Annotated in this window: 24 protein-coding genes and 1 pseudogene; 18 read left to right on the forward strand and 7 right to left on the reverse strand. The window is 70.7% G+C overall.

Annotated elements, in window-relative coordinates; translation table 11 throughout:
• The first annotated feature begins 77 nt into the window (after positions 1 to 77).
• Together VFC33_10255 and VFC33_10260 are read left to right on the forward strand one after the other, a co-directional pair.
• Positions 78 to 1496, forward strand: a complete 1419-nt coding sequence (locus VFC33_10255; GenBank protein ID HZR13621.1) for a chloride channel protein — start codon at positions 78 to 80, stop codon at positions 1494 to 1496.
• Positions 1497 to 1504: 8 nt separating this feature from the next.
• Positions 1505 to 2446 (forward strand): DUF4436 family protein, encoded by a 942-nt coding sequence (locus VFC33_10260; protein ID HZR13622.1) that lies wholly within the window; start codon positions 1505 to 1507, stop codon positions 2444 to 2446.
• A gap of 110 nt (positions 2447 to 2556) precedes the next feature.
• On the opposite strand, the gene VFC33_10265 is transcribed toward VFC33_10260, so the two are convergent.
• A complete protein-coding gene (locus VFC33_10265; protein ID HZR13623.1) occupies positions 2557 to 3120 on the reverse strand; it encodes a hypothetical protein in 564 nt (187 codons plus the stop codon).
• 148 nt (positions 3121 to 3268) lie between these two features.
• Between VFC33_10265 and VFC33_10270 the strand changes: the two genes are divergently transcribed.
• The gene (locus VFC33_10270) at positions 3269 to 3451 is read left to right on the forward strand and encodes a hypothetical protein (GenBank protein HZR13624.1); all 183 of its coding nucleotides are present in this window, start codon (positions 3269 to 3271) and stop codon (positions 3449 to 3451) included.
• A 9-nt stretch (positions 3452 to 3460) separates the two neighbouring features.
• On the opposite strand, the gene VFC33_10275 is transcribed toward VFC33_10270, so the two are convergent.
• The gene (locus VFC33_10275) at positions 3461 to 4267 is read right to left on the reverse strand and encodes an aquaporin (GenBank protein HZR13625.1); all 807 of its coding nucleotides are present in this window, start codon (positions 4265 to 4267) and stop codon (positions 3461 to 3463) included.
• Between the two features lie 169 nt (positions 4268 to 4436).
• Here VFC33_10275 and VFC33_10280 point away from each other — a divergent pair, with 169 nt between their 5' ends.
• The gene (locus tag VFC33_10280; GenBank protein ID HZR13626.1) at positions 4437 to 5471 is read left to right on the forward strand and encodes a YhjD/YihY/BrkB family envelope integrity protein; all 1035 of its coding nucleotides are present in this window, start codon (positions 4437 to 4439) and stop codon (positions 5469 to 5471) included.
• Here VFC33_10280 and VFC33_10285 read toward each other — a convergent pair.
• Positions 5428 to 6888 carry an MFS transporter gene (locus VFC33_10285; GenBank protein ID HZR13627.1) on the reverse strand — a complete coding sequence of 487 codons (1461 nt, stop codon included), beginning with the start codon at positions 6886 to 6888 and terminating at the stop codon, positions 5428 to 5430. The two genes, VFC33_10280 and VFC33_10285, sit on opposite strands and share 44 nt — an antisense overlap.
• Positions 6889 to 6904: 16 nt before the next feature.
• Positions 6905 to 8749 (reverse strand): glycoside hydrolase family 15 protein, encoded by a 1845-nt coding sequence (locus tag VFC33_10290; GenBank protein HZR13628.1) that lies wholly within the window; start codon positions 8747 to 8749, stop codon positions 6905 to 6907.
• A 385-nt stretch (positions 8750 to 9134) separates the two neighbouring features.
• Between VFC33_10290 and VFC33_10295 the strand changes: the two genes are divergently transcribed.
• The 6 genes from VFC33_10295 to VFC33_10320 all read left to right on the forward strand — a co-directional run bounded on the left by VFC33_10295 (position 9135) and on the right by VFC33_10320 (position 15719).
• Positions 9135 to 9539 carry an SHOCT domain-containing protein gene (locus tag VFC33_10295; protein HZR13629.1) on the forward strand — a complete coding sequence of 135 codons (405 nt, stop codon included), beginning with the start codon at positions 9135 to 9137 and terminating at the stop codon, positions 9537 to 9539.
• A 45-nt stretch (positions 9540 to 9584) separates the two neighbouring features.
• Positions 9585 to 10013, forward strand: a complete 429-nt coding sequence (locus tag VFC33_10300; protein HZR13630.1) for a DUF6325 family protein — start codon at positions 9585 to 9587, stop codon at positions 10011 to 10013.
• Complete coding sequence (locus VFC33_10305) at positions 10013 to 10528, forward strand: hypothetical protein (GenBank protein HZR13631.1); 516 nt, start codon at positions 10013 to 10015, stop codon at positions 10526 to 10528. The genes VFC33_10300 and VFC33_10305 overlap by 1 nt, the downstream gene beginning before the upstream one ends.
• An 8-nt stretch (positions 10529 to 10536) precedes the next feature.
• The gene (locus VFC33_10310; GenBank protein ID HZR13632.1) at positions 10537 to 11967 is read left to right on the forward strand and encodes a DUF2252 domain-containing protein; all 1431 of its coding nucleotides are present in this window, start codon (positions 10537 to 10539) and stop codon (positions 11965 to 11967) included.
• A 25-nt stretch (positions 11968 to 11992) separates the two neighbouring features.
• On the forward strand, positions 11993 to 13351 hold the full coding sequence (locus tag VFC33_10315; protein HZR13633.1) for a hypothetical protein: 1359 nt from the start codon (positions 11993 to 11995) through the stop codon (positions 13349 to 13351).
• A 187-nt stretch (positions 13352 to 13538) separates the two neighbouring features.
• Positions 13539 to 15719: a LuxR C-terminal-related transcriptional regulator gene (locus tag VFC33_10320; protein ID HZR13634.1), complete on the forward strand. Its 2181-nt coding sequence runs from the start codon at positions 13539 to 13541 to the stop codon at positions 15717 to 15719.
• Positions 15720 to 15771: 52 nt separating this feature from the next.
• On the opposite strand, the pseudogene VFC33_10325 reads toward VFC33_10320, so the two are convergent.
• Positions 15772 to 15963 (reverse strand): annotated as a pseudogene (locus tag VFC33_10325) (SulP family inorganic anion transporter).
• 157 nt (positions 15964 to 16120) lie between these two features.
• Between VFC33_10325 and VFC33_10330 the strand changes: the two are divergent.
• Genes VFC33_10330 through VFC33_10365 form a run of 8 tightly spaced genes read left to right on the forward strand, consistent with a single transcriptional unit; the run spans position 16121 to position 22558 of the window.
• On the forward strand, positions 16121 to 16414 hold the full coding sequence (locus VFC33_10330; protein HZR13635.1) for an SHOCT domain-containing protein: 294 nt from the start codon (positions 16121 to 16123) through the stop codon (positions 16412 to 16414).
• Between the two features lie 18 nt (positions 16415 to 16432).
• Positions 16433 to 16870 (forward strand): ester cyclase, encoded by a 438-nt coding sequence (locus VFC33_10335; protein ID HZR13636.1) that lies wholly within the window; start codon positions 16433 to 16435, stop codon positions 16868 to 16870.
• Positions 16871 to 16911: 41 nt separating this feature from the next.
• Entirely contained in the window at positions 16912 to 17526 is a 615-nt protein-coding gene (locus VFC33_10340) for a hypothetical protein (protein ID HZR13637.1), read from the forward strand.
• Positions 17441 to 17989, forward strand: coding sequence for a cation-transporting P-type ATPase (locus VFC33_10345; protein HZR13638.1), 549 nt, complete (start codon positions 17441 to 17443; stop codon positions 17987 to 17989). The genes VFC33_10340 and VFC33_10345 overlap by 86 nt, the downstream gene beginning before the upstream one ends.
• A 24-nt stretch (positions 17990 to 18013) precedes the next feature.
• Positions 18014 to 19504, forward strand: coding sequence for a CYTH and CHAD domain-containing protein (locus VFC33_10350; GenBank protein ID HZR13639.1), 1491 nt, complete (start codon positions 18014 to 18016; stop codon positions 19502 to 19504).
• 57 nt (positions 19505 to 19561) lie between these two features.
• Positions 19562 to 20965 (forward strand): diacylglycerol kinase family protein, encoded by a 1404-nt coding sequence (locus VFC33_10355; GenBank protein ID HZR13640.1) that lies wholly within the window; start codon positions 19562 to 19564, stop codon positions 20963 to 20965.
• The gene (locus VFC33_10360) at positions 20962 to 21915 is read left to right on the forward strand and encodes an inorganic phosphate transporter (protein HZR13641.1); all 954 of its coding nucleotides are present in this window, start codon (positions 20962 to 20964) and stop codon (positions 21913 to 21915) included. The genes VFC33_10355 and VFC33_10360 overlap by 4 nt, the downstream gene beginning before the upstream one ends.
• Positions 21916 to 21925: 10 nt before the next feature.
• A complete protein-coding gene (locus tag VFC33_10365) occupies positions 21926 to 22558 on the forward strand; it encodes a DUF47 family protein (protein ID HZR13642.1) in 633 nt (210 codons plus the stop codon).
• Here the strand turns inward: VFC33_10365 and VFC33_10370 are convergent.
• Both VFC33_10370 and VFC33_10375 read right to left on the reverse strand, forming a co-directional pair.
• Positions 22542 to 22769, reverse strand: a complete 228-nt coding sequence (locus VFC33_10370; GenBank protein ID HZR13643.1) for a hypothetical protein — start codon at positions 22767 to 22769, stop codon at positions 22542 to 22544. The two genes, VFC33_10365 and VFC33_10370, sit on opposite strands and share 17 nt — an antisense overlap.
• 5 nt (positions 22770 to 22774) lie before the next feature.
• Positions 22775 to 23227 carry a hypothetical protein gene (locus tag VFC33_10375; GenBank protein HZR13644.1) on the reverse strand — a complete coding sequence of 151 codons (453 nt, stop codon included), beginning with the start codon at positions 23225 to 23227 and terminating at the stop codon, positions 22775 to 22777.
• Between the last annotated feature and the right edge of the window lie 67 nt (positions 23228 to 23294).

A 23294-nucleotide genomic window follows, 5' to 3' on the forward strand; every position in this document is an offset into this window, starting at 1 on the left:
CTCGACCGGCCGCCGAGCGAGACCGCCAAGGTCATCCTCGGTCGCGCGAAGGCCGCGACTGCCGCGGGAACGAAGGCGTGGCAGAGCGAGGCCGCGTTCGGTCACTGATCGCCGGACGCGACTCGCTCGTGGCGACGCCACCTGATCCGTTCGCGCTCCTGCGCACCAAGCGCTATGTCGTCCTGCTCGCGCTGGCGGCTGTGCTCGGGATCCCGATCTCGGTCGTCGCGTACTGGTTCCTCGAGCTCGTCGACTGGTCGCAACGTGAGGTGTTCACGAACCTGCCGCGCGCGCTCGGGTTCGCCCACGCGCCCGTGTGGTGGCCGCTCCCCTGGCTGGCGGTCGCCGGCGCTCTCGTCGCGCTGACCGTCCGCTTCCTTCCTGGAACCGGCGGCCATCGTCCCGCGGAGGGATTCAAGCCGGGCGGCACGCCGGAGCCGAGCGAGCTGCCGGGCGTCGCGCTCGCGTCACTCGCGACGCTGGCCTTCGGCGCGGTGCTCGGCCCCGAGGCGCCGCTCATCGCGATCGGTGGAGGGCTCGCGGCGTGCGTACCGCGGTTCGCACGACGCGACTCGCCCGCGGCGACGGTCGCAGTCGTCGCCGCGGTCGGAAGCTTCGCCGCCATCAGCACGCTCCTCGGCTCGCCGATCCTGGCCGCGTTCTTGTTGATGGAGGCGACGGGCCTGGGCGGGCCGATGCTCGAGATGGTGCTCCTGCCCGGACTGCTCGCGGCGGGACTCGGCGCGCTCGTCTTCGTCGGCCTCGACGCGTGGACCGGCTTCGGAACGTTCTCGCTCGCGCTCCCGAACCTCCCGCACTTCGCGCGCCCCGACATCGCGGAGTTCGGCTGGGCGCTCGGGATCGGCGTGGGTGCCGCGCTCGCGGGAACCGCGATCAGGTGGCTCGCGCTGTCCTTGCAGCCACGCGTGGAGCGGCGGATGCTGCTGTCGACGCCCGTCGTCGGCCTGGCGGTCGCGCTCCTCGCGATCGCGTTCGGGCAGTTCAGCTCGCACAGCGCTTCCGAGGTCCTGTTCTCGGGGCAGACCGCATTGCCGTCGCTCGTCGCACAGAGCGCGACCTACTCGGCTGCCGCGCTCGCGCTCCTGTTCCTCTGTAAGGGGTTGGCGTACGCGCTCTCGTTGAGTGCGTTCCGCGGAGGACCTGTCTTCCCGTCCATGTTCGTCGGCGCCGCCGGCGGCATCGCGCTGTCCCACCTACCCGGCCTGCCGCTCGTGCCGGGCGTCGCGATGGGGATCGGCGCGATGTGCGCCGTCATGCTCCGCTTCCCGATCACGTCCGTCATGCTCGCGACGCTCTTGCTCGCCGTCGACGGCCTCGCTGTCATGCCGCTCGTGATCGTCGCAGTGGTCGTCGCGTACGTGCTGTCCGCGCGCTTGTCGCCGACGGTGCCCGGCGTCGCGTCGGCCGGTGAGACAGCCGCGCCGGCCGCGTCCGGTGCACCGGCACGGGTGCCCGTCGGCGCACCCGGTTCGTGACGACCCCGATGGCCGCGCCGACGCGCGAGCGTCGCCCGTCGGCGGACGCGCCACACGAGGACACGGGCGAACCGTGGTCCCGCCGGCGGGTGCGGATCACCCTGCTCGCGCTGGTCGGCGTCGCTGTGGTGGGCATCGTCCTCGTCGCGGTGACCGCGGTCGTTCTCGTCCCGGATTCCCCGACACGCGCCGTCGCTCAGATCGGTGATCCGAGCGCGTTGACCGAGGGGCTGTTCGTGCGCGCGACGCTCCGTACCGCGAGCCCGGAGAGCGGCGATCTCGCGGTGCAGCTCGCGTTCGATCCGAGCGCACAGCTCACGCGCGACGGGCGGCTCGTGTCGCCGGTGGTCGTGGACGTGAACGACACGCGTGGCGCGTCACCGATCACGTTCGCCACTGGCGACACGATGGCGACGACGGACGTCACCATCGTCATGAACGGATCGCGCGTGACGCGCTATCCGTTCGACCGCTACGACGCCACGCTCGTCGTCACCGCGCGCGCCGGCACCGGATCCGCAGCACGACCGATAGCGCTGCGGGTGGAGGTCGTCGGCAACCTCACGGACTTCACCGTCAAGGAAGGTTCGAAGCCCGCGTCGTCGGCCGGCGCCGTCGTGCTCCCCGTCACGGTGCGCCGCTCGATCGGGGTCCTCGTGTGGGCGCTGATGTTCCTCGTGCTCATCTGGCTGATCGGGCTCGGTACGGTCAGCATCGTCTTCCGGATCGTCGCGCACGCGACCGTCATCCCGATCTGGTCGTGGGCCGTGTTCGTCAGCGTGCTGTTCGCGCTGCCGCAGCTGAGGAGCGGTCTGCCCGGTGACCCACCCTACGGGTCGTTCGTCGACTGGGCGGGCTTCTACTGGGTCGTGACGATCGTGACACTCGGCTTCGTCACGCTCGTCATCGCGTGGAACCACGCCGAGCGCGCCACGAACGCATCGCGTTGACGGTTGCGTCGAGACGCGCGCTGTGCAGGGCCTCGTAGGTCGGAACCGCCGCGATCCCGCCCGGGTAGGCGGACCCATCGGCAACCGCAACGTGCGGCCGCCCGAGCGGCCTACGTCGGCTCCACGGTCGCGTTGACGCTGACCGTCGCGCCCTGCGGCGCGTTCGCGAACAGCGTCACACCGAGCGTGTCGTCCAGCGTCGTCGCGAACGCCGGGTCGATCGTCGCGCTGGCCTGGTTGACGGCGACCGTATCGCCCGTGGTCTTCACGCCGGACGCCACCGAGGCGAGGTGGAGGATGGTGACGGTCTGGCCGTTCACCGTCGCGGACACGACATTGCTCCCGACGTCGACGACGGGGTCGCTGACGGTGAGCGGCGCGTTGCCGCCGGTGAACGTCGCGCCACCGCTCGTCTGCACCGTGCCCGACCGGCTCGCCTCGTCGATCTGTCCCCCGGAGATCCGGAAGCTGATCCCGCCCTGCGACGGGGAGCTCGCGGGCGCGACGGGAGCGAGCTTCACGCCCGTCGCGGAGAGCTGCGACGACAACGTCGGCGCGAGGGCGACGACCACCTGCCCAGTGGTGACGCTGACGGTGCCGTTCGAGCTCGAGTGGCCCGAGGGGCTGCTGCTCCCGCAGCCACCGACCACGCACGCGAGCAGGAACGCTGCCACGACGAACGACCCTTGGCGAGATCGGCGCACGGCGACACGATCCCCGCATGCGACGACCCGCGCATCACCCGGCGCGGATGACGACGCGGCCGGTCGATGCCGCACACGCTGGGTGGAACGTCCGTCGACACGGATGCGGGAGGTCGACGTGGTCGCCACCGAGGAACACCGCGAGCTCGTTCCGCTCGGGCACACCGACGCCGCACACGCGCCGTCGCGGGCGCAGCGTGCGCTCGCCGCCGTCGCCTACTGGGGACCGGTCGTGGTGTGGGTCGGTCTGGAGATCAGATGGCGGTGGCACCAGATGAAGGCGAGGCTCGACCTCCCCTGACCCGATCGATCACCGCGACACGGGCAGCGCGCCGCCCTCGGCCGCCTCGATCTCCTCCTTGTTCGGGAGGCCACGGAGCAGCGCGATGATCATCACGGCGAGCGCGGCGCCGATGCACGGACCGGCCACGTAGATCCACCAGCCCGTGAAGTGCAGGCCCACGATGTCGGGCGCGAGCGACCGCGCCGGGTTCATCGACGCGCCGCTGATCGGGCTGGCGAACAGCCCGTCCATCGCGATCGTCGCGCCGACCGCCAGTGCGGCGTTGTGCCCGATGCTGCGGTAGCCGGTGGCCGTGTGGAGGATCACCGTCACGAGGATCGCGGTCAGGACGATCTCCATGACGAAGGACCGCCACTCGCCACCGGGCTTCGCGATCGGGTAGTTCCCGCCCGCGCTGACGTGGCCGTACATCACCTGGAGGAAGGTCGCCGCGCACAGTGCACCCGCCATCTGCGCGACGAGGTACGGCGCGACCCACGCGACCTTGAACACGCGCCGTCCCGCGAACGCGAGCGTGACCGCGGGGTTGATGTGCAGGCCGGACAAGGGCCCGAGCGCGTAGATCATCGCCATGACGACGGCGCCGGGGGCGATGACCGCCGCGACGCGGCTGATCGGCGGACTGCCACCCACGTAGTGGTTGATCACACCCGAGCCTGCCGCGACGGTCACGAGCACGAACGTGCCGAGGAACTCCACGATCACCCGCAGCCACAGGGGGCGGTGCCGCAACGTCTCCTCTTCGAAGTGGATGAGAAAGCGCGTGCCGAGGAGGTCGGCGGGCGTGGACGAGCCTTCCGTCTGCTGCGACACGGCGTGATCGTCTCCCGACCGCATGGGGCCGCCTTCACCCGTCCGGGATGAACGTGGCGCGCGTTCATCTCTCGTGGGCGATGCGACGGCGAGCGCCGGACCCGATCCTCGTCGCAGCGGCGGTGCCAACCGAGTACCTGTCCCGACGATGCCGACACGGGACCTGCCGATGTCACGCGCGCGAAACGGCGGCCGAGGTCCGCAATCGGAGAACGAGGCACGTGGGTCCCGCCGGCGCGTCGCGAACGCGGCGGCGCAGCTACAACGGACCGGGATCGAGGCCGCAACGGCCGCACGGCGCGGCGAGCTGCAGGATTGGGCTGCCGGCAAGCGCGGGCACCTCGAGCAGCACCGCGTCGCCGGGTTCGTGCTCGTGGTGTACGAGCGGTACCGGGAGATCGACGGCCGCAACTACGCGATCCTCATCGCGACGAAGCTCTTCCTGTCGCTCCTGCCCCTCGCCATCCTCGGGTTCGCGGCGACGACGGCGTTCGCGTCCTCACGGAGCTTCGCCGAGGTGATGAACGCGCAGTTCGGTCTCGGCGGCCACGCCGCCGGCGAGGTGCGTCGCGCGTTCGCGACCGCGAACCAGGCGAAGGTGGCGGTCGGCCTGATCGGGATCCTGTCGTTCGCCTACTCCGGGTACGACGTTCCCGCCACGCTGCAGCACGTCTACGCGCGCGCGTGGCGAACGGAACGCTTGTCGGGATCCAGGGCATGGGCTCGCGGCGGCCTCTGGCTGCTGTTCTTCGTCGTGATGACCGTCGCCGGTGAGCAGCTCGCGGTCGCGCGCGCGAGCCTCCCCGTGTTCGCCGTCGCGCTGACGTGGCCGGTCGCGGTCCTCGCCGCCTTCGTCATCTGGCTGCTGACACCACGGCTGCTCCTCCACCGCGCGCTGTCGTGGCGTGAGCTCGTGCCGAGCGGTCTGGTCGGGATGGCTCTGACCGCGGCGCTGCGCGCGTTCTCACGTTGGGCGATGCCACGGTGGCTTACGGAGTACGCCCGGCCGTTCGGAGCCATCGGCGTCGCGATGGGCATGGTGTTCTGGCTGCTGCTCACCTGCTACACGTGGGTGATCGTCGCGGCGGCCACCGCCGTCATGTGGGAGCGCCGGGCCAGCGCCGCCGAGGTCGAGGCGCTCGAGCAGCCCACGGACGCGGTCAACGCTCCGCCGGACGCCCCTCCTCGTGGCGCGGCAGGCTGATCGCGGCGACAAGGCCGATCAACGCGATCGCAGCCATCGTCCACAACGCGATCGTGTAGTGGCGGTTCCCGGTGACGATCGGCGACACGAGGATCGAGCCGACCAGCGCGGTGCCGAGCGACGAACCCAGGTTCGAGACGCTCCGGGACAACCCTGAGATCTCGCCCTGGTCCTTCTCGGGGAACGCGGACTGCACGACGTTCACCGATGCCGTCAGCATGACGCCGATGCCGAGGCCCATCGCGAGCAGACCGGGAGAGAACGCGAGGACGTTCGACGTCGCCCGGGCGAGGACGACCAGCAGTGCCATGCCGGTCGCGGTGACGAGGAACCCCGCCGCGACCAACGACCGCTGGGTATGGCGCTGGGCCAGGCGCTGCGCGACCGCGGACGAGACGAGGATCCCGGCGATGGCGGGCGTCAGCACGAGTCCCGTGCGGATCGCGCTGAAGTGCCGCACCGTCTGGAGATAGACGGAGACGACGAAGAACGAGCCCTGCATGATGAGCCACTGGAGGTCCTGCGTGACGAGCCCGAGGTTGGACGTCCGGTTCCGGAACAGCCGCGTGGCGAGGAGCGGTGTGACCCCTCGACGCTCGTCGGAGCGGATGTGGAGGAAGAACCACGCGAGGACCAGCCCCCCGGCTGTGAAGTACAACCAGACAGGCGAGAGGCCTCCCTCGTGGATGACGACGGTGTTCCCGATCGTGAGGTTCGCGCGCGACTTGAACCATCCGTAGGTCCCGCTCTGCAGGACGCCGAGGACGACGAGCACGAGACCGGCCGCGGACAGGACCGCACCCGCGAAGTCGAACCGCGGCGCCGCACCTTTCAGGCTCGGGTACGAGACACGCGACGCGAGGACGATGACCGCGGCGACGATCGCGACCTGCAGCCCGAACGACGCCCGCCAGCTGATCGCGCTGGTGATGACGCCGCCGATGAGCGGACCGGCGGCCGCACCGATCCCGGCGGCGGCGCTGACCACGCCGAAGAACTTCGCTCGCGTCTCGACGCCCTCGAACAGCACGGTGATGAGGATGTAGATCGGCGGGATCATCAGTGCCGACCCGACACCCTCGAAGAGCGAGTACCCGACCATCATCATCGTCAGACTGGTCGACACGGCCGCGATGACCGCGCCGGCGCCGTACACGACCAAGCCGAGCACGAAGCACCGCTTGCGCCCCCAGATATCGGTGAGCTTGCTGCCCGGGATCATCAGCGCGGCCATCGTCAACGTGAAGAACGTGATCGCCGTCTGCACGCCGCGCACGTCCGTCCCGATGTCCTTCGCGATGCTGTCGACCGCGACGTTCATCGTCGTGCCCGCGTAGCTCGCGACGAACTGCGCGAGCGCGAGCGGGAACACGAACACCCAGGGCGACACGCGCGGCCTGGCCGCGTCGACCTTCACGGCTCGGGATCCGGGGTCAGACGATTGTCGCGACCTCGACGCGACCGGCGCCGTGGTCGAGCTGGTAGTCGAGGTTCACGGCGGCGTTGATCAGTGCGAGGTGCGTGAACGCCTGGGGGAAGTTCCCGAGCTGCTCGCCACTGAGGCCGATCTCCTCGGCGTAGAGCCCGACGTGGTTGGCATACGTCAGCATCTTCTCGAACGTGTAGCGCGCGTCGTCGAGCCGCCCGGACCGGGCGAGCGCGTCGACGTAGAGGAACGTGCACAGCGAGAACGTCCCCTCCGAGCCGCGCAGCCCGTCGGGTGACGCTGCAGGGTCGTACCGGTACACGAGGCTGTCCGACACGAGCACCTTGTCCATCGCGTCGAGGGTCGACAGCCACTTCTCGTCACCGGGTGCGACGAAGCCGACGAGCGGCATGAGCACCAGCGACGCGTCGAGCACGTCGCTGCCCTCGTACTGCACGAACGCCTTCTTCGAGTCGTTCCAACCTTTCGTCATCACGTTGCGGTACACGTCGGTACGCGCGCGTTGCCAGCGTTCGAGGTTCCCCGGACGGCCGTGCTCCGTCGCGAGCCGGATGGCACGGTCGAGCGCGACCCACGTCATCACGCGCCCGTACGTGAACGGCTTCCGACCGCCGCGCGTCTCCCAGATGCCCTCGTCCGGCTGGTCCCAGTTGTCGCAGAGCCAGTCGACGATCGCGACCAGGTCGTTCCAGCCCGCGTCGCCGACCGCGGACATCGCGAGGCCCTTGTCGAGGAGCCAGATCGAGTCGAGCGCCTCGCCGAAGATGTCGAGCTGGAGTTGCGTCGCGGCCCCGTTGCCGATGCGGACCGGCCGCGACCCCTCGTACCCCTCGAAGTGGTCGAGGACGTCTTCGTCGAGGTCGGGACTTCCGTCCACGCGGTACATGATGTTGAGCGGGAGTCCGTCACCCCGCCGCGCGTTCTGCTCCGCGACGTTCCGCAGCCACCGCCCGAACGCGGCGGCCTCCTCGGTGTAGCCGAGCCCTATGAGCGCGTACACCGAGAACGACGCGTCGCGGATCCACGTGTAGCGGTAGTCCCAGTTGCGCTCGCCGCCGACCTGCTCGGGCAGACCAGCCGTCGGCGCCGCGACGAGCCCGCCGGTCGGTGCGTACGTCATCAGCTTCAGCGTGATCGCCGATCGCTGCACCGCCTCACGCCAACGACCGCGGTACGTGCCGCGCGCGAGCCACTCCTTCCAGAACCGGATCGTGTCGTCGAACAGCGCCACCAGCTCACCGTGGCCCACGGTCGTCGGCGACGTCTGCCCGCCGGACTCGACGACGATCCCGGTGATGTCGCCCGCCCGAACCGTGAAGCGCGCGCCGAGGTCGTCGCCCTCGCGCTCGAGCGGCACGAGGCCCGTGACGTTGAGCGTCAGCGATTCCGACTCGAAGATCGCGCTCGTGTGGTCGAGCTGCAGCTTGTGTGCCTGACGGCCGTAATCGAAGCGGGGACGGATCCGTGCCTCGAGCTCGACCTCGCCGCGGATGCCGCGCACGGCGCGCACGATCCTGTGACGGTCCGTGACGACAGCAGGATTCTCGATCGGCATGAAGTCGATCACCTCGGCGACCCCGTCCGGTGACAGCGACCGCGTCACGAGCACCGCCGTATCGGGCAGGTACATCTGCTTCATGACGTGGTTCGCGCCGACCGGCGCGAGCCCGAACGACCCGCCCTTCTCGCTGTCGAGAAGCGACGCGAACACGCTGGGCGAATCGAAGCGTGGCGTGCAGAACCAGTCGATCGTGCCACCCGTCGTCACGAGCGCAGCTGTCTGCAGGTCACCGATGAGCCCATGGTCCGCAATCGGCGGATACGACGGCATGGCGAGCCCTCCTCCTCGTCCCGGTCGTGGCCGAGGTCTGCAGACCTCAGAAGCGCCGCTCGCGGCGGTCGTCTCTCCGCTCTTCGCGGCGCTGGACGCGCTCGCTGACGCGCGTCGCGGTACCCGCGATCACCGCGGTGGTGACAGCTGTCCGTGCAAGGGGTCGACGTCGCAGCATGTGCGCCACCTTTCGCCGTGGCGTGCACGTGCACGCCGCACGGCGGCCAACGTCGCAGGCGGCGTCCCCGCGCTCATCATCCGGCCCGGGTGAAAGTCCGGGCGGCGCGGCTCCGTGAGCGTCGAAATCGCCCGGAGTGGACGATGGCCCCCGAGCCACCGCCGCCCACAGTCGGGCCGTCAATCGTTGACGAGAAGGAGACACGTCATGGCACTCGCGGCCGATTGGGGATCGGGCCAGGTCCTTCTGTCGATGCTCTGGTTCTTCCTCTTCTTCATCTGGATCTGGCTGTTGATCACGGTGTTCGCCGACATCTTCCGCAGCCGCGACATGGGCGGATGGGCCAAGGCGGCCTGGAGCATCTTCATCATCGTTCTGCCGTACCTCGGCGTCTTCGTGTACCTGATCGCGCGCGGCCACAAGATGGGCGAGAACGCGGCGCGCGTCGCGCAGGAGCAGGACGCGGCATTCCGCGCGTACGTCAAGGACGCGGCCGGCAACGGGTCGAGCAGCCCCAGCGCGGAGCTCGACCGGCTCGCCGATCTGAGGGCGCGCGGCGTGATCGACGAGCCCGAGTTCGCGCGGCTCAAGCAGAAGGTGCTCAGCGCGTAACGCGACCGCGATGCAGCCCTGCGCTGCCGAAGGGGAGAGCCTTCCATGGAGACGACGATCGGGCCCGTGGAGTACGTGGTGCTCGCGTTCGCGGGGAACCACTTCACCGGCGAGGTCGCGCCCGCGCTCGCCGCGCTCACGGCCGACGGGACCATCAGCATCGTCGACCTGGTGTTCCTCACCAAGGACGGCGACGGTCGCGTCGCGATGTTCGAGGTGGAGCAGCTCGACGAGCTCGAGGCCTTCATGAGCCTCGACGGTGACGTCGGCGGGATCCTCACGCCCGAGGACGCCATGCACGCCGCGGAGGCCCTCGAGCTCAACTCTTCCGCCGCGCTTCTCGTCTGGGAGGACCGCTGGGCGAAGCCCCTCGTCGACGCGTTGCGCCGCGCGGACGGCATCCTCGTCGAGGGCGGCCGCATCCCGGCCGACCTCATCAACGCGGCCCTGAGCGCGGCGACGGCCGCGGTGTGATGCCCGTGCGCGGGCGTCGTGTCTTCCTGCTCACCGTGTCGACGGTCGTCGCGTGTGTTGCAATCGCGGCGTGCTCGAGCTCGGCGAAGAAGTCGAGCTCGTCGACGACGGCCGCGGGCAAGACGTTTTCGCTCTCCACGTCGAAGGGGCAGGTGTCGGTCTCGCTCGACGGGCACCTGCCCGACCACTGGCCGAGCACGTTTCCCGTACCCGACGGCGCGAAGCCGGCCGGCTCCGGTGCCCTGCAGGGAAGCAGCGAAGGCGTCATGGTCGGGGTCTTCACGACCGGGTCCGCGCAGGACGCGTACAACTTCTACCGGACCAACAGCCAGCTGAAGGTCGACAACGCGAGCTCGGCTGGCGGGAGCAGCGCGTTCGTCGGGACGGTGCAGTTCTCCGGCGCGTACTCGGGGGCCGTCACAACCGGCAAGGTCGGATCCTCCGAGGGATTCGTCGTGATCCTCGAATCCGGAAGGTCGTCGAGCAACGAGTCGTCGTCCTCGACGGCGGCCTAGGTGGTGCCATGGCGAGCACGAGGACCAACCGCAGGACCGCCGTCGACGTCAATCTCCGCCGGAGCGTCGAGGACCGCGTCGCGACCGGCAAGGAGGCCCGGCGGGTGGTCCCCCGATCACGGCAGGCCGAGCTGCCCGCGCCGGCGGTGGGGCGAGATCCGGTCGCGCTGCTGCGCGAGCAGGACGCGACGCGCGAGCCCGATCTCGTCCCCGTCCGGCACGGCCGCATGATGGCTTCACCGTTCACGTTCTACCGCGGTGCGGCCCGGCTCATGGCGCACGACCTCGAGGACACGCCGCGAGCCGGTCTGCAGGTCCAGCTCTGCGGGGACGCGCACCTCTCCAACTTCGGGCTGTTCGCGTCACCGGAGCGGACGTTGCTGTTCGACCTGAACGACTTCGACGAGACGCTCCCCGGGCCGTTCGAGTACGACGTCAAGCGGCTGGCGGCCAGCTTCTACATCGCAGGACGGAACAACGGCTTCACCGATGCGGACTGCCGCGCCGCGGCGTCGCAGGCGGCGAGCGTGTATCGCACCGCCATGGGCGACTACGCGGGAATGAAGACGCTCGACATCTGGTACTCGCGGGTTGCGGTCGACGATGTCGTCGCGCTCCTGGAGCAGGTGGTGACAAAGAAGCAGATGGCGCGGGTCGCGAAGACAGTGGAGCGCGCGCGTCTACGCGACAGCACGCAAGCGCTGTCGAAGCTCGGCGAGATGGTTGACGGGACCTACCGGATCGTGAGTCAACCGCCGCTCGTGGTCCCCCTCCGTGACATCGCGCACGAGTTCGGTCTCGACCCGAGCGCGGTCAACGACGCCGTTCGAACACAGCTGCACAGCTACCGGACGACCCTGCCGCCCGAGCGAGCGCAACTGCTCGACCGCTTCGAGGTCGTCGACGTCGCGCGCAAGGTCGTCGGCGTCGGGAGCGTGGGTACGCGCGCCTTCATCGCGCTGCTCAAGGGTCGGGACCAGCAGGACCCGCTCTTCATGCAGGTGAAGGAAGCGACCCGCTCGGTGCTCGAGGAGCATCTCCCCCGCAGCGTCTACCGGAACCACGGCGAACGGGTCGTCGTCGGGCAGCGGACCATGCAGGCGGCGAGCGACATCTTCCTCGGTTGGACGCACGGCCTGGACGAGAACCGGCACTTCTACTGGCGCCAGCTCCGCGACATGAAGGGTTCGGTGGAGGTCGAGCGCCTCGTTCCCGCCGGCCTCGCCACCTACGCGCGGATCTGTGGTTGGGCCCTGGCGCGCGCACATGCGCGCTCCGGTGATCCCATCGCGATCAGCGCGTACCTCGGTCGCAGCGACGCGTTCGACCGGGCGATCGGCGAGTTCTCGGCCGGCTATGCCGACCGCAACGAGCAGGACTACGAGGCCTTTCTCGCCGCGATCCGCTCCGGGGCGCTCGAAGCGATCGAAGGCGTGTGACGGAGCGAGACGAGGCGGTGGTGTGATGGCAGACCACACCGGCACCGACCGGAAGCCCGAGGTCGACGTCGCCACGCTCAAGGCCGAGCTCGCCGACGAGAAGCGGCGGGCCTCGGCGCTGGCCGCGCGCAACGCCGCACTCGAGGCGCAACGACGTGGCGACGGCGAAGACGTGGCGAAGCGACCGCGCCGCCGGCACCGCATCCTCGTCGCGCTCCTCCTCGTGATCGGCTTCGTGCTCACGCCCGTCACGATCGTCGTCCTGTACGCGCACACGCAGATCACCGACACCGGGCGGTACGTCGCGACGATCAAGCCGCTCGCGAGCGACCCCGCCGTCCAGTCCTACGCCGCGGACGAGATCACGAACGAGCTGTTCGCGAACGTCGACGTCCACAAATACGTCGTGCAGGCGCTCCCGGACCGCGCGCAGTCACTCGCCGGGCCGTTGACGAGCGCGCTCAAGAGCTTCACGCACGAGGCGTCGTTGCGCGTGCTGGAGTCGAAGCAGTTCCAGACCCTGTGGGTGGAGGCGAACCGGGCTGCGCACGCGCAGATCAACAACGCGCTCAGCGGGGCGAAGAGCTCGGCGTTGACGTCGAACACGAACGGGACCGTCTCGCTGGACCTCTCGAAGGTCGCGACGGCGGTGAAGTCCGACCTCGAGAGCACCGGGATCGGTGTCTTCTCGAAGATCCCGGCCGACAAGATCTCCGGCAAGATCACGATCTTCCACTCCGCCGGGCTCTACAAGGCACGGCGCGCCTACAGTGCGCTGAACCGGATCGCGTTCGCGCTGCCGTTTCTCGTGGTCGCCGCGTTCGGCGGCGCCATCCTCCTCTCGGCGAACCGGCGGCGCGGGTTCATGAAGGCGGCGATCGCATTCACGCTCGGCGCGCTGCTCCTCGCGATCGTCCTCACCGTCGCCCGAGGCATCTACCTCAACGAAGCGACCAACGGCGGCATCCCACACGACGCCGCGGCCGCGGTCTACGACGCGGTCGTCAAGCTGCTGCACCGCTCGATCCGCACGATCCTCGCGTTCAGCATCGCCGTCGTCGTCGCGGCTTTCTTCGCCGGACCGTCACGCCTCGCGGTGTGGTTCCGGGCCAAGGTGCGCAACGCGGCGCTGTGGCTCGGCCAGCAGAGCGACACCGCGGGATGGACCGTTCTCGGACCGAGCCCGTTCGCCGTGAAGCACAAGAGCGCGCTCCGCATCGCGATCGCGGTCGTGGGGTTCGTCATCCTCTTTGCGTGGAACCGGCCGACCCCGATGGTCGTGTTCTGGCTCGTGGTGCTCGTCCTGCTCGCGCTGGCGATCGTCGAGTTCCTCGGTCGCGAGCTGGTCCGCACCAACGACATCGGCCACGCAGAACCCGCCTGATCACCACGCGTCGCGGCCGGCAGACCGCGTACCGGCAATCACCCCGGGCGGGGTGAGCCGCCCTCACCCGTCATCCGACGATCATCACGGTGTCGATGCCAAGCAACGGCGCTTCGGCATCGCGGCGGGACAGGTCGAGGGAAGGTGGGCTGCCGTGGTCACGCTCGCTCCAGCAGATTCGAGCTTCATGCAGGCGGTCGCGCCGGCCGACGACGACCGCGACGCGACCGGTGTGCGTCGCGTGCGCCTCGTCGAGCGACTCGTCCGCAGCGCCGACCGTGCGCTGGTCGTGATGGCCGCGCCGGCGGGCTACGGCAAGACCACGCTGCTGCGCCAGTGGGCCGCCGAGGACGATCGCCCGTTCGCATGGGTCCGCGTCGAGTCCGAACACGACGATCCCGCCGCTCTGTTCGACGCGGTGATCTGCGCGCTGGACGCGGTCGAGCCGGTGCGCCACCTGCACTCGAGCGCCAGTCGCAGCTTCGACGTCGTCAACATGCTGTGGGGCATGCACATCGGCGCGGCGCTCGCGACACGGCGCGTGCCGACCGTCCTTGTCGTCGACGACGTCCACAAGCTGACGAACCCGTCCGCACTCGGCGTGCTCGGCGCGGTGTTCGAGCACCTGCCGGCCGGGACCCAGCTCGTCCTCGCCGGCCGGAGCGAGCCCGCGTTCGAGCTGCTGGGTGGGTCGGCCCGCGACGTCATGCGGCTCGGCGTCGCGGAGCTCGCGCTCGACGGGAGCGAGACCCGGCTCCTGCTGTCCGCCGCCGGCGTGAGCGTGGACAACGGCGATCTCGAGCACATCATGGCCCGCACCGAATGCTGGCCCATCGGCCTGGCGTTCGCGGCAGCGGCGCTCGTGGACGGTGGCGACATCGCCGCGATCATGGGCGCCGCGGGCGCGACGACCGGGTACTTCCGGCGCGAGGTGCTCGGCCCGCTCGACGACGCGACCGTCGAGTTCTTGACCCGGACATCGGTGCTCGACGAACTGACCGGCTCGCTGTGCGACGCCGTCACCGAACGCTCGTACTCCTTGCGGGCGCTGGAACGGCTCGACCGCGCGAACGTGTTCGTCGTCGCGCTGGACGCCCGACGTCGGCGGTACCGCTATCGCGCGCTGTTCGGGGAGTTCCTGCGCGACGAGCTGAGCCGACGGGAGCCCGAGACGATTCCGGCCCTGCACCGCAGAGCCGGCGCATGGTACGAGCAGCACGGCCCTCACGACCACGCGATCAAGCACGCGATCGCGGGCGGGGACACCGACGGCGCCGCCCGCCTCCTCTGGGGCGAGACCGGCGCAAGCATCGGTCGGGGCCGCTTCGCCGCGCTCCGCGACACGCTGACCGCGCTGACCGACGACCAGATCGCACGACACCCGCTCCTCGCGCTCGCCGCGGCCGCGATCGAAGTCGCGGAAGGTCACGCCGAAGACGCCGCCAACTGGTTGTGGCTCACAGAGCACGGTCACGGCAACGCGCGTCTCACGCCCGACGACGTGCACGAGCCGCACGTTGCGTTGCTGCACGCGCTGCTCGGTGACGAGGGTCTCGCGCGCGTCGAAGCGGACGTCGACCGTTCGTTCGACGGCGACGACGAGCGGAGTCCGTGGCGGGCACTGGGTGGCTTCTACGCAGGGCTGGTACGCCACTTGACCGGGGACGCCGACAGCGCGCGAGCGCGCCTCGACGAGGCGGCCGTCCGTTCGGCGGTGCTCTGGCCAGCGATCCATGCCGCCGCCATCGCCGAGCTCGCCCTGCTCGACGCCGACGCCGGCAGGTGGGACGACGCCTCCACGCACGCCGACCGTGCTGCGCGCTACGTCGACGAGCGCCGCCTGGGCGACTACCCGCTCGTCGCGATCGTCCCCGCTGTCGCCGCGGTCACAGCCGTCCACAACGGCGACGCCGCGCACGCGCGCCAGCAGATCGCACACTCCGAGCAGCTCGTGACGGGGTTGGGACGCGTCGCGCCTGCGTTGCGCGCGGAGGTGCGGACGACGCTCGCGTGGACGCGCCTGCAACTCGGCGACACGACCGGCGTGCGTCGGCAGCTTCGTGACGTCCGGCCTCTCCTCGCCTCGATGCCGGACGCCAACGGACTGCGCGACCGCCTCGCCGCGCTGGATGCCGACGTGCAGGCGATCACCGACACGATCGTCGGGCCGCTCGCGCTCACCGTCGCGGAGCGCCGCGTGCTCTCGTACCTCCCGATGCATCTCTCGCTGTCAGAGATCGCGCAGCGCCTGTTCGTCTCACGCAACACCGTGAAGTCCCAGGCGATCGCGATCTACCGGAAGCTCGCCGTGTCGTCGCGCGGGGCCGCCGTCACCCGCGCGCAGGAGCTCGGCCTCCTCGAGGAGTGAGCTCAGGGCCCGCTCGGTGCGGCTGATCTCCTCGAGCGCCGCGTCGAGCGTCCGTCGTGTACAGGCCGGTCACCGCCGGGAGGCCGGCGAGGTGCGCGTACGCCATCCCCTGCGGGATCAGGATGGCGGCGAGGACGACGCCGGCGACCACGTCGGAGCGCAACCAGGGCCGGCGGTACGAGCGCAACGGCGCCACGCCGAGCACCGAGCGGTCGACCCACGTGTTCCGTTCCGACAGCGCCATCGCGATGGGTCATTCGACGGCACATCGCGTGGGCGCGACATCCCCCAGCCGGGGTGAAGCACGCGGCGCCGCCGATCACCCGGTTGGGGTGATGTCGACGGCCGGGCGCAGCGGTCTCATCGACGGCGCAAGAGCGCGCGCGAAGGAGGCACGACTGGTGGGACTGCTCATGCGACCCAGACGACCGCTGATGCGACTCGCGGCGGGCGCGGCGACGGCCGGCGTCGCCTACCACGCGGGCAAGAGGCACGCCGAGCAGGACGTGTACAACGAGCAGGCGAGCGCCCCGTACGCGTCCACCGCGGCACGGACGGCACCGGCACCGTCGGTCGCACCTGCCGTGCCTGCCGGCTCGACCGGCGAGCTGGAGAGGCTCGCGAAGCTCCACGACTCGGGCGCGCTCACCGACGCCGAGTTCGGCGCGGCGAAGGCGCAGCTGCTCGGCGTGTGATCCGAAAGGAGACGATCGATGAGCCCGACGTTGACCGAGCAACGCAGTGCGAACCTCCGGCGCGCGCTGGAGGTGAGCATCGTCGGCGACGCGACACTCCTGCCGACGCTGTACACGGACGACGTGCACGGGTGGTCACCCGCGCTCCTGGTCTCCTCACGTGCCGAGCTCGCTGACGAGCTCCAGACACGGGCCGGTGCGTTCACCGACGTCGTGATGAGCATCGCTCCCGTCGACATCACCGACGGCAAGGGCTACGCGGAGTGGGCGTTCGCGGCGACGCACACCGGCCCGTTCGTCATCGACGACGACGACGTCATTCACCCGACGGGTCGCCGTGTCACGCTCCGGGGAATGACCGTCGCGGAGTTCGACGGCGCGCGGATCAAGGCGTTCCGGCAGTACTGGGACGAGATCGCGCTCCTCGAGGGGCTCGGACTCCTGCCCGAGGACTGACGCCGATGACGGCGGGCGAACGGGCTGCCCGGGGCGCCGACGTGAGCGACACGCGGGCAGCGCGCATCGCGTCGGCGATCGAGCCGTTGCGCGTCAAACCGCGCTCGAGCGTGGAGCTCGAGAGGGACTTCGATCCCCGCCACAAGGCCGACTTCGTCAAGAAGAAGGAGAACGGGATCACCGTCGTGAAGCTGTTCCTCAACCTCTCGAAGGAGGCGCAGCGCTGTCGCTTCCTGAAGCGCATCGACCTGGCCGAGAAGAGCTGGAGGTTCTCCTCGAGCGACATGCTGGAGCGCAACCACTGGGACGAGTACCAGCACGCGTTCTCCGAGATGCTGTCCGCGACGAGCACGCCGTGGGCGCCCTGGTACGTCGTAGCGGCCGACCGCAAGTGGTTCGCGCGGATCTGCGTGTCGGCGATCCTCGCCCACACCCTCATCGAAATCGACCCGAAGTACCCCACTGTCGACGGCGAGAAGTTGCTGCAGCTGCGCGAGACCAGGACGCGGCTCGAGGCCGAGGCACCCGCCGGCGCGGCACCGGATCCCGTCGCTGCGAGCCTCGCGAACGGTGACGGCGACGGCGACCACTCGGGACGGAGCAAGAAGCACGCGCGCGGGCGGAAGCCTGCACGCGTGCACCGGACCGGCGGCTGACGATGACCGTCGAGGCCCGCGCGCGGCCGCGGCCACGGTCGACGGCCGCGCCTGCTACTCGTCGACGCCGAACGCCGTGGCGGCTCGCATCGGCGTGGACGTCGAACATGGCTTGGACTGGCGCTCCGCCGACGAGTTGCTCGCGCGAGACGGTCCGAACGTCCTGCCCGAGGAAGCGGCGACGCCGGGCTTGCGCAAGCTCGTCGACGAACCGATGTACTTCGTCAGGTTGACGGCCTCCGTCCTCACACCCGCGACGTTCGACAGCAAGCAGATGAACTGGGTCGCGCTGGGACAGTTCGTGCTCGCAGTCCTCACGACCCAGATGGACGCGTCCCGATCGATCCTCGGGACTGTCGACATCAGCACGAACGAGTTCGCGTGGGCGCTCCTTCCGCCGGTCGTGCTGCTGGCCGCCTGGGAAGCCGGCAACTACGTTCTGCGACGCGTCGCGAGGGAATGAGTGACACGCGCTTCGGAGGCGCGTATGCGCGAGCGCGAGATCAAGCTCGTCGTCGACGACCCGGGCTTCACGCTGCCCGACCTGGACGGCCTCGGCGGCATGCTCACGGCGCCGGTCGTCACCACCGAGCTCGTCGCGGACTACTACGACACGTCCGACCTCCGCCTGACCCGGGCGGGCGCGAGCCTGCGCTTCCGCCCGCCCGAGGGGTGGACTGTCAAGCTCCCGGCAGACGATGACGGGAACCTGCTGACACGCGCGGAGCTCCAGCTGGGCGGCGAGGCCGGTGATCCGCCCGCCGACGCGCTCGACCTCGTTCGGGCCTGGACACGCGACCAGCCCGTCGCCGTCGTCGCGCGGCTTAGGACGCGTCGTACGCGCATCGACGTCCACGACGACGCGGGCCGCAAGCTCGCGGAGGTCGTCGACGACCGCGTCCGCGCGTACAACGGATGCTCGCCCGCAACGTCGTTCCGCGAGATCGAGGTCGAGCTCGCACCGGACGCACCCGCGCGGGTCGCGAAGCGCATCGTCCGGGAATTGCGTCGAGCGGGGGCGGGCAGCGCGGAGCCCGTCCCGAAGATCGCCCGGGCACTCGGGACGGCCGCGGCCCGTCGCAGCGACGTCGCGGTTCCGCGCCCGCCAGGAAGGCGCGCGACCGCGGACAAGGTCATCCGCGCCGCGTTGGGAGCGTCGGTCGCGCGACTCGTGCGTCACGACGCGCGCGTCCGCGTCGGCGACGATCCCGAGGACGTGCACCAGGCCCGCGTCGCGACGCGCCGGATGCGGTCCGACCTCAAGACGTTCGCGCCGCTGATGGAGCGAGCGTCGACGGACCGGGCGCGCGCGGACCTCGCCTGGCTCGGCGCACTCCTCGGTCCCGTCCGCGACGTCGACGTCCTGCGCGCGCTGCTCGAGGCGAGGTCGGCGGCCCTCCCGGATGAGGACCGGCCGGTGGCACGGCAGCTGCTCGAGGCGCTCGCGGACCGTCGCGCGAGCGCGTACGGCGAGCTGCTGTCCGGCATGCGGTCGACGCGCTACGTCCGGCTGCTCGACCGGCTCGTCGACACCGCCTCGGCCCGATCGATCACCCGCGGGACGTCCAAGCTCCGGGGTTCCGACGTGCTCCCCGCGCTCGTGAAGCACCCGTGGAAGAGGCTGCGCCGGGCGGTGCGCGACGCAGGGAGCACTCCGTCCGACGCGGAGCTGCACGACATCCGCATCCGCGCGAAGCGGGCGCGTTACGCCACGGAGGCGGTCACGCCCGTCGTGGGCGGTCGCGCCCGACAGCTGGCGCGCCGGCTGCGCGACCTCCAGGACGTCCTCGGCGCCCATCACGACTCCGTCGTCGCGAGACAGTGGCTCCACGAAGCCGCCGCGACCGCCTCGAACGAGGAGGCGTTCGTGGCGGGCGAGCTGGCGATGCTGCTGCACCAGGACTCGCACGACCTGCGCGCCCGCTGGACGACCGTCTGGCGGGCGGCCCGCGACCCCGACCTCCGCCGTTGGTTCTGACACGTTTCATCCCGTCGGGATGACGTGCGCCAGTCGGTCGTTGCGCACCATCGGTGGGTGAAGCGACTCGCGGCGGCCGGCGCGCTCGTCGCGTTCGTCGCGGCGCCCGTCGCCGCGATCGTCTTCGCGGTCACACACATCGGTCTCGTCGTCGTGACGGCGATCGCGATCCTCGCGATCGGTGCTGCGGGTTGGGTCGTCGTCACGCGCACGGGCCCGCTCCGCTTCGTCGCGGCCGCGATCGTGGTGCTCGCGCTGGCCACGATCGTGACCGCGTTCGTCGTCGTGCTCCCCGTGCTCCACGCGGTGCGCGGCCTCGTGATCGTCGCCGCCCTGGTCGTGGGCGGGCTCGGGCTCGCGCGGTACGCGCTCGGCGGCGAGCGTGAAGCGCCGCGTGTCGCGCTCGTGGAGCGCGCGGGCTCGGCCCACCATCCCGTGCTCTTCATGAACCCGAAGTCCGGCGGAGGGAAGGTCGAGCGGTTCCACCTCGTGGAGGAGGCCCGTCGTCGAGGCATCGAGCCGGTCGTGCTCGCGCGCGGCGACGACCTCCGTGCGCTCGCGCTCGACGCCGTCGCGCGAGGTGCGGATGCGCTCGGAGCCGCGGGAGGCGACGGGTCGCAGGCGATCGTCGCGACGGTCGCCATCGACCACGGGCTACCGTTCGTGTGCGTGCCCGCCGGAACGCGCAATCACCTGGCCCTCGACCTCGGCGTCGATCGTGACGACGTCGTCGCCGCGCTCGACGCGTTCGCGGACGGACCCGAGCGCGTCGTCGACGTCGGCCTCGTCGGCGACCGCGTCTTCGTCAACAACGTGTCGTTCGGTGTGTACGGCGAGGTGGTGCAGTCGGACAGCTACCGCGACGCGAAGCTGCGGACGGCAGCCGAGGAGATGCCCGAGCTGCTCGGGCCGGGTGGGCGCGCACCGGAGCTGCGCTTCTCGGGTCGGGACGGCGCACCGCGCGCGACGCGCGACCTCGTGCTCGTGTCGAACAACCCGTACGACGTCGGCACCATCGGCCGCTTCGGGACGCGTCCACAGCTCGACACCGGGACCCTCGGCATCATGAGCGTCCGGGTCGAGAACGCGCGTGACGCGGCCCGCTTCACCGCGCTGGCGGCGACCGGGCGTGCGTGGGACTTCCCCGGCTGCGAGGCGTGGACGGCGCCGTCGTTCACGCTCGACGCCGACGGTCCCGTTGCCGCGGGCATCGACGGCGAGTCGGTCCGGCTCGAGCCGCCCGTGCGGTTCCGGATGCGGCCGCGCGCCCTGCGCGTCTGGCTCGCGCCGAGCGCGCCGGTGCTTCGTTCGCGCGCCGCGCGCGCCGGCCTCCGGCGGAGCACGATCGCCGCCCTGTGGAGGAAGCTCCGCACGTCGCCGCTTCCGAGGCGCGACGGCTCTCGCGACGGGACCGACGCACCCACGGGGATCGCCGCGACCTCGGCCGCCCGCCGGCGGTGAAGAGCGCGCTGCTCGTCGCCGGTGCGCTGTTCGCGATCGTGAGCGGGGTGAACGACGGCGGCGCGCTCGTCGCGCTCGGCCTCAAGGTCCCGGGCACCCGCCCCATCGTCACCATCGCCATCCTCTCGGTCGCCGTCGTCGCGAGCCCACCCGTGTTCGGCACCGCCGTCGCGACGACGATCGCCCGGAAGCTCGTTCCGTTCCACGGGCCGGACGGCCGCACCGCGGCGCTGCTCGGCATCGTCGCCTGCGTCGCGGTCGTGGGCGTCCTCGCCCGTCTCCGGCTCCCGACGAGCCTCACGCTCGCGACGGTCGGCGGCCTCATCGGTGCGGGTGTCGGCTTCGGGTTCCATGCCTCGTGGTCGACGATCGGGCTCGTCGTCGCAGTCGGCGTGATCGCACCCGTCGTCGGCGGCTGTGTCGCCTCGCTCGTCGCGACGACGTTGCGCGTCCTCTCGGTGCCCGTCAGCGGACGGACCGTGCGTGTGGCGCACTACGGCGCGTTCGCGCTCGAGTCGCTCGCGTACGGCGCCAACGACGCGCAGCGGATGCTCGCGGTGTTCGCGATCGCGGCCGGGCTGACGACCACACGCGTCCAACCCCACGCCTGGCAGCTCGGCGCGATCTTCGTGTGCTTCGCGGTCGGCGCGATCGTCGGCATGTACCGCTACGCGCGCACGTTCGGCTCCGATCTCGTACCTGCCCGTCCCCACCACACGCCGGTCGCGGAGCTCGCGGCCGCGGGTGCCTCGTTCGGCGGCATGGCCCTCGGAGCGCCGTTGAGCATCACGCAGTCGGCGTCGGCGGGGCTGATCGGTGCGGCCGGTCCCGAGCACTGGCTCCAGGTTCGGTGGCGGCGAACGGCACGGCTCGCGCTCGCGTGTGTCCTCACCGTTCCCAGCGCGTTCGCGCTCGGGCTGGCGCTCGGGCTGGTCGGGTCGTCGTTGTGATGGTGTCGTGATGGCGTCGTTGCGCCGGCTGTGGGCGGATCTCACCGGACGATCGGACGACCGGTTCATCGAGCTGCTCGACGCGCAGATCGCGGCCGTCCTCGACGCCGTGGCGATCATCCGCGCTGCCCTCTCGGACTGGCCGGGCAGCTGCCTCGCCGACGTCGAGCGGCTCGAGACTGTCGGCGACGACCGCCGCGCCGAGCTGATCAGGGAGCTGTCGAAGTCCCTCACCACGCCGATCGACCGCGAGGACCTGTTCCGGCTGTCGCGCTCGGTGGACGACGTGCTCGACAACCTGCACGACTTCGCGCGCGAGATGGACCTGTACGAGCCCGCGAACCGCGCCGGCTTCGATGCGGTGCTCGAAGCCGTCGCGAAGGGGATGGACGGGCTGCACGAGGCGATCGCGCGCTTCTCGGCGTCACCGCAGGAGGTGCTCTACGCGAGCCGGGCCGCGAAGGACGGTGCGTCGCTCGTGCGCACGCGCTACGAGGACGCGATGGCGCGCGTGCTGCACGCCGAGCTGACCACGGACACGATGCGCGAACGCGAGCTGCTCCGCCGGCTCGACGTCGTCGGGCTCCGGCTCGGCGAGGCCGCGGACGCGCTCGCGGACGGGACGCTCAAGCGCGTGCAGTGAGCGACGCCGCGGCGAGGAGCTCGGTCCTGATCTCTCGCTCCACGAGGATCGGGACGAACTCGCGGACCGGTGCACCGTCGAAGCTCGCGAAGCGTGTCCGGACGCGCGCCTCGAGCACCGTGGGCTCGACGCGGTCGGGGAACCGCTCGTGCAGCCGGCCCACGGTGCGCAGGACGCGTGCCTCGTCGTCCGTGTCGTCTCGTCGTGACATCCCGGCTAGCCCGCGTCGGGGCCGGCGTAGCGCGCGAGCGCGTAGAACACCATGACCGCGAGACCGACGTAGAGCAGCGACCACACGGGGTAGTACGGCATCCACATGATGGCGCTGATGCCGCCGATGACCGCCGCGATGAGCCCGATCCAACGCGCGAACTGCGATTGCGCGAGGACGAGCACGCTCGCCACGACGAGGACGATCCCCACGGCGAGCCAGAGCCACGCGTACGTCGTCAGGTTCGAGCCCAGCACCCCGTCCTTCAGGTTGTCGGGCAGCGCGCCCTTGTAGCTGAACGCCCAGATCGAGTCGATGATCCGCATGAGCCCCGCGAGCCCGAGCACGGTTCCGGCGAAGAACAGCCAGCCGAAGTGGGTCCGCTCCTCGGGATAGACCATCAGCCCGTCGTCCTGGGTCGTCGAAGCGACGCGGTTCCGACCACTTGTCGTCGCCACGGAGCCCTCCTCCCGTTCGGGGTCGACCAGCCCGCGATCGCGCGGGCTCGCGCCAAATCTGGCGTGC

It is taken from the genome of Acidimicrobiia bacterium (assembly GCA_035651955.1).
Classification (GTDB): Bacteria; Actinomycetota; Acidimicrobiia; order IMCC26256; family JAMXLJ01; genus JAMXLJ01.

Coding starts and splice junctions, on each gene's coding strand:
- VFC33_10315 (HZR13633.1), top strand. CDS start 11,993: ATGGCAGACCACACCGGCACCGACCGGAAGCCCGAGGTCGACGTCGCC.
- VFC33_10295 (HZR13629.1), top strand. CDS start 9,135: ATGGCACTCGCGGCCGATTGGGGATCGGGCCAGGTCCTTCTGTCGATG.
- VFC33_10260 (HZR13622.1), top strand. CDS start 1,505: ATGGCCGCGCCGACGCGCGAGCGTCGCCCGTCGGCGGACGCGCCACAC.
- VFC33_10290 (HZR13628.1), bottom strand. CDS start 8,749: ATGCCGTCGTATCCGCCGATTGCGGACCATGGGCTCATCGGTGACCTG.
- VFC33_10365 (HZR13642.1), top strand. CDS start 21,926: ATGGCGTCGTTGCGCCGGCTGTGGGCGGATCTCACCGGACGATCGGAC.
- VFC33_10300 (HZR13630.1), top strand. CDS start 9,585: ATGGAGACGACGATCGGGCCCGTGGAGTACGTGGTGCTCGCGTTCGCG.
- VFC33_10350 (HZR13639.1), top strand. CDS start 18,014: ATGCGCGAGCGCGAGATCAAGCTCGTCGTCGACGACCCGGGCTTCACG.
- VFC33_10280 (HZR13626.1), top strand. CDS start 4,437: ATGTCACGCGCGCGAAACGGCGGCCGAGGTCCGCAATCGGAGAACGAG.
- VFC33_10335 (HZR13636.1), top strand. CDS start 16,433: ATGAGCCCGACGTTGACCGAGCAACGCAGTGCGAACCTCCGGCGCGCG.
- VFC33_10305 (HZR13631.1), top strand. CDS start 10,013: ATGCCCGTGCGCGGGCGTCGTGTCTTCCTGCTCACCGTGTCGACGGTC.
- VFC33_10310 (HZR13632.1), top strand. CDS start 10,537: ATGGCGAGCACGAGGACCAACCGCAGGACCGCCGTCGACGTCAATCTC.
- VFC33_10320 (HZR13634.1), top strand. CDS start 13,539: ATGCAGGCGGTCGCGCCGGCCGACGACGACCGCGACGCGACCGGTGTG.
- VFC33_10370 (HZR13643.1), bottom strand. CDS start 22,769: ATGTCACGACGAGACGACACGGACGACGAGGCACGCGTCCTGCGCACC.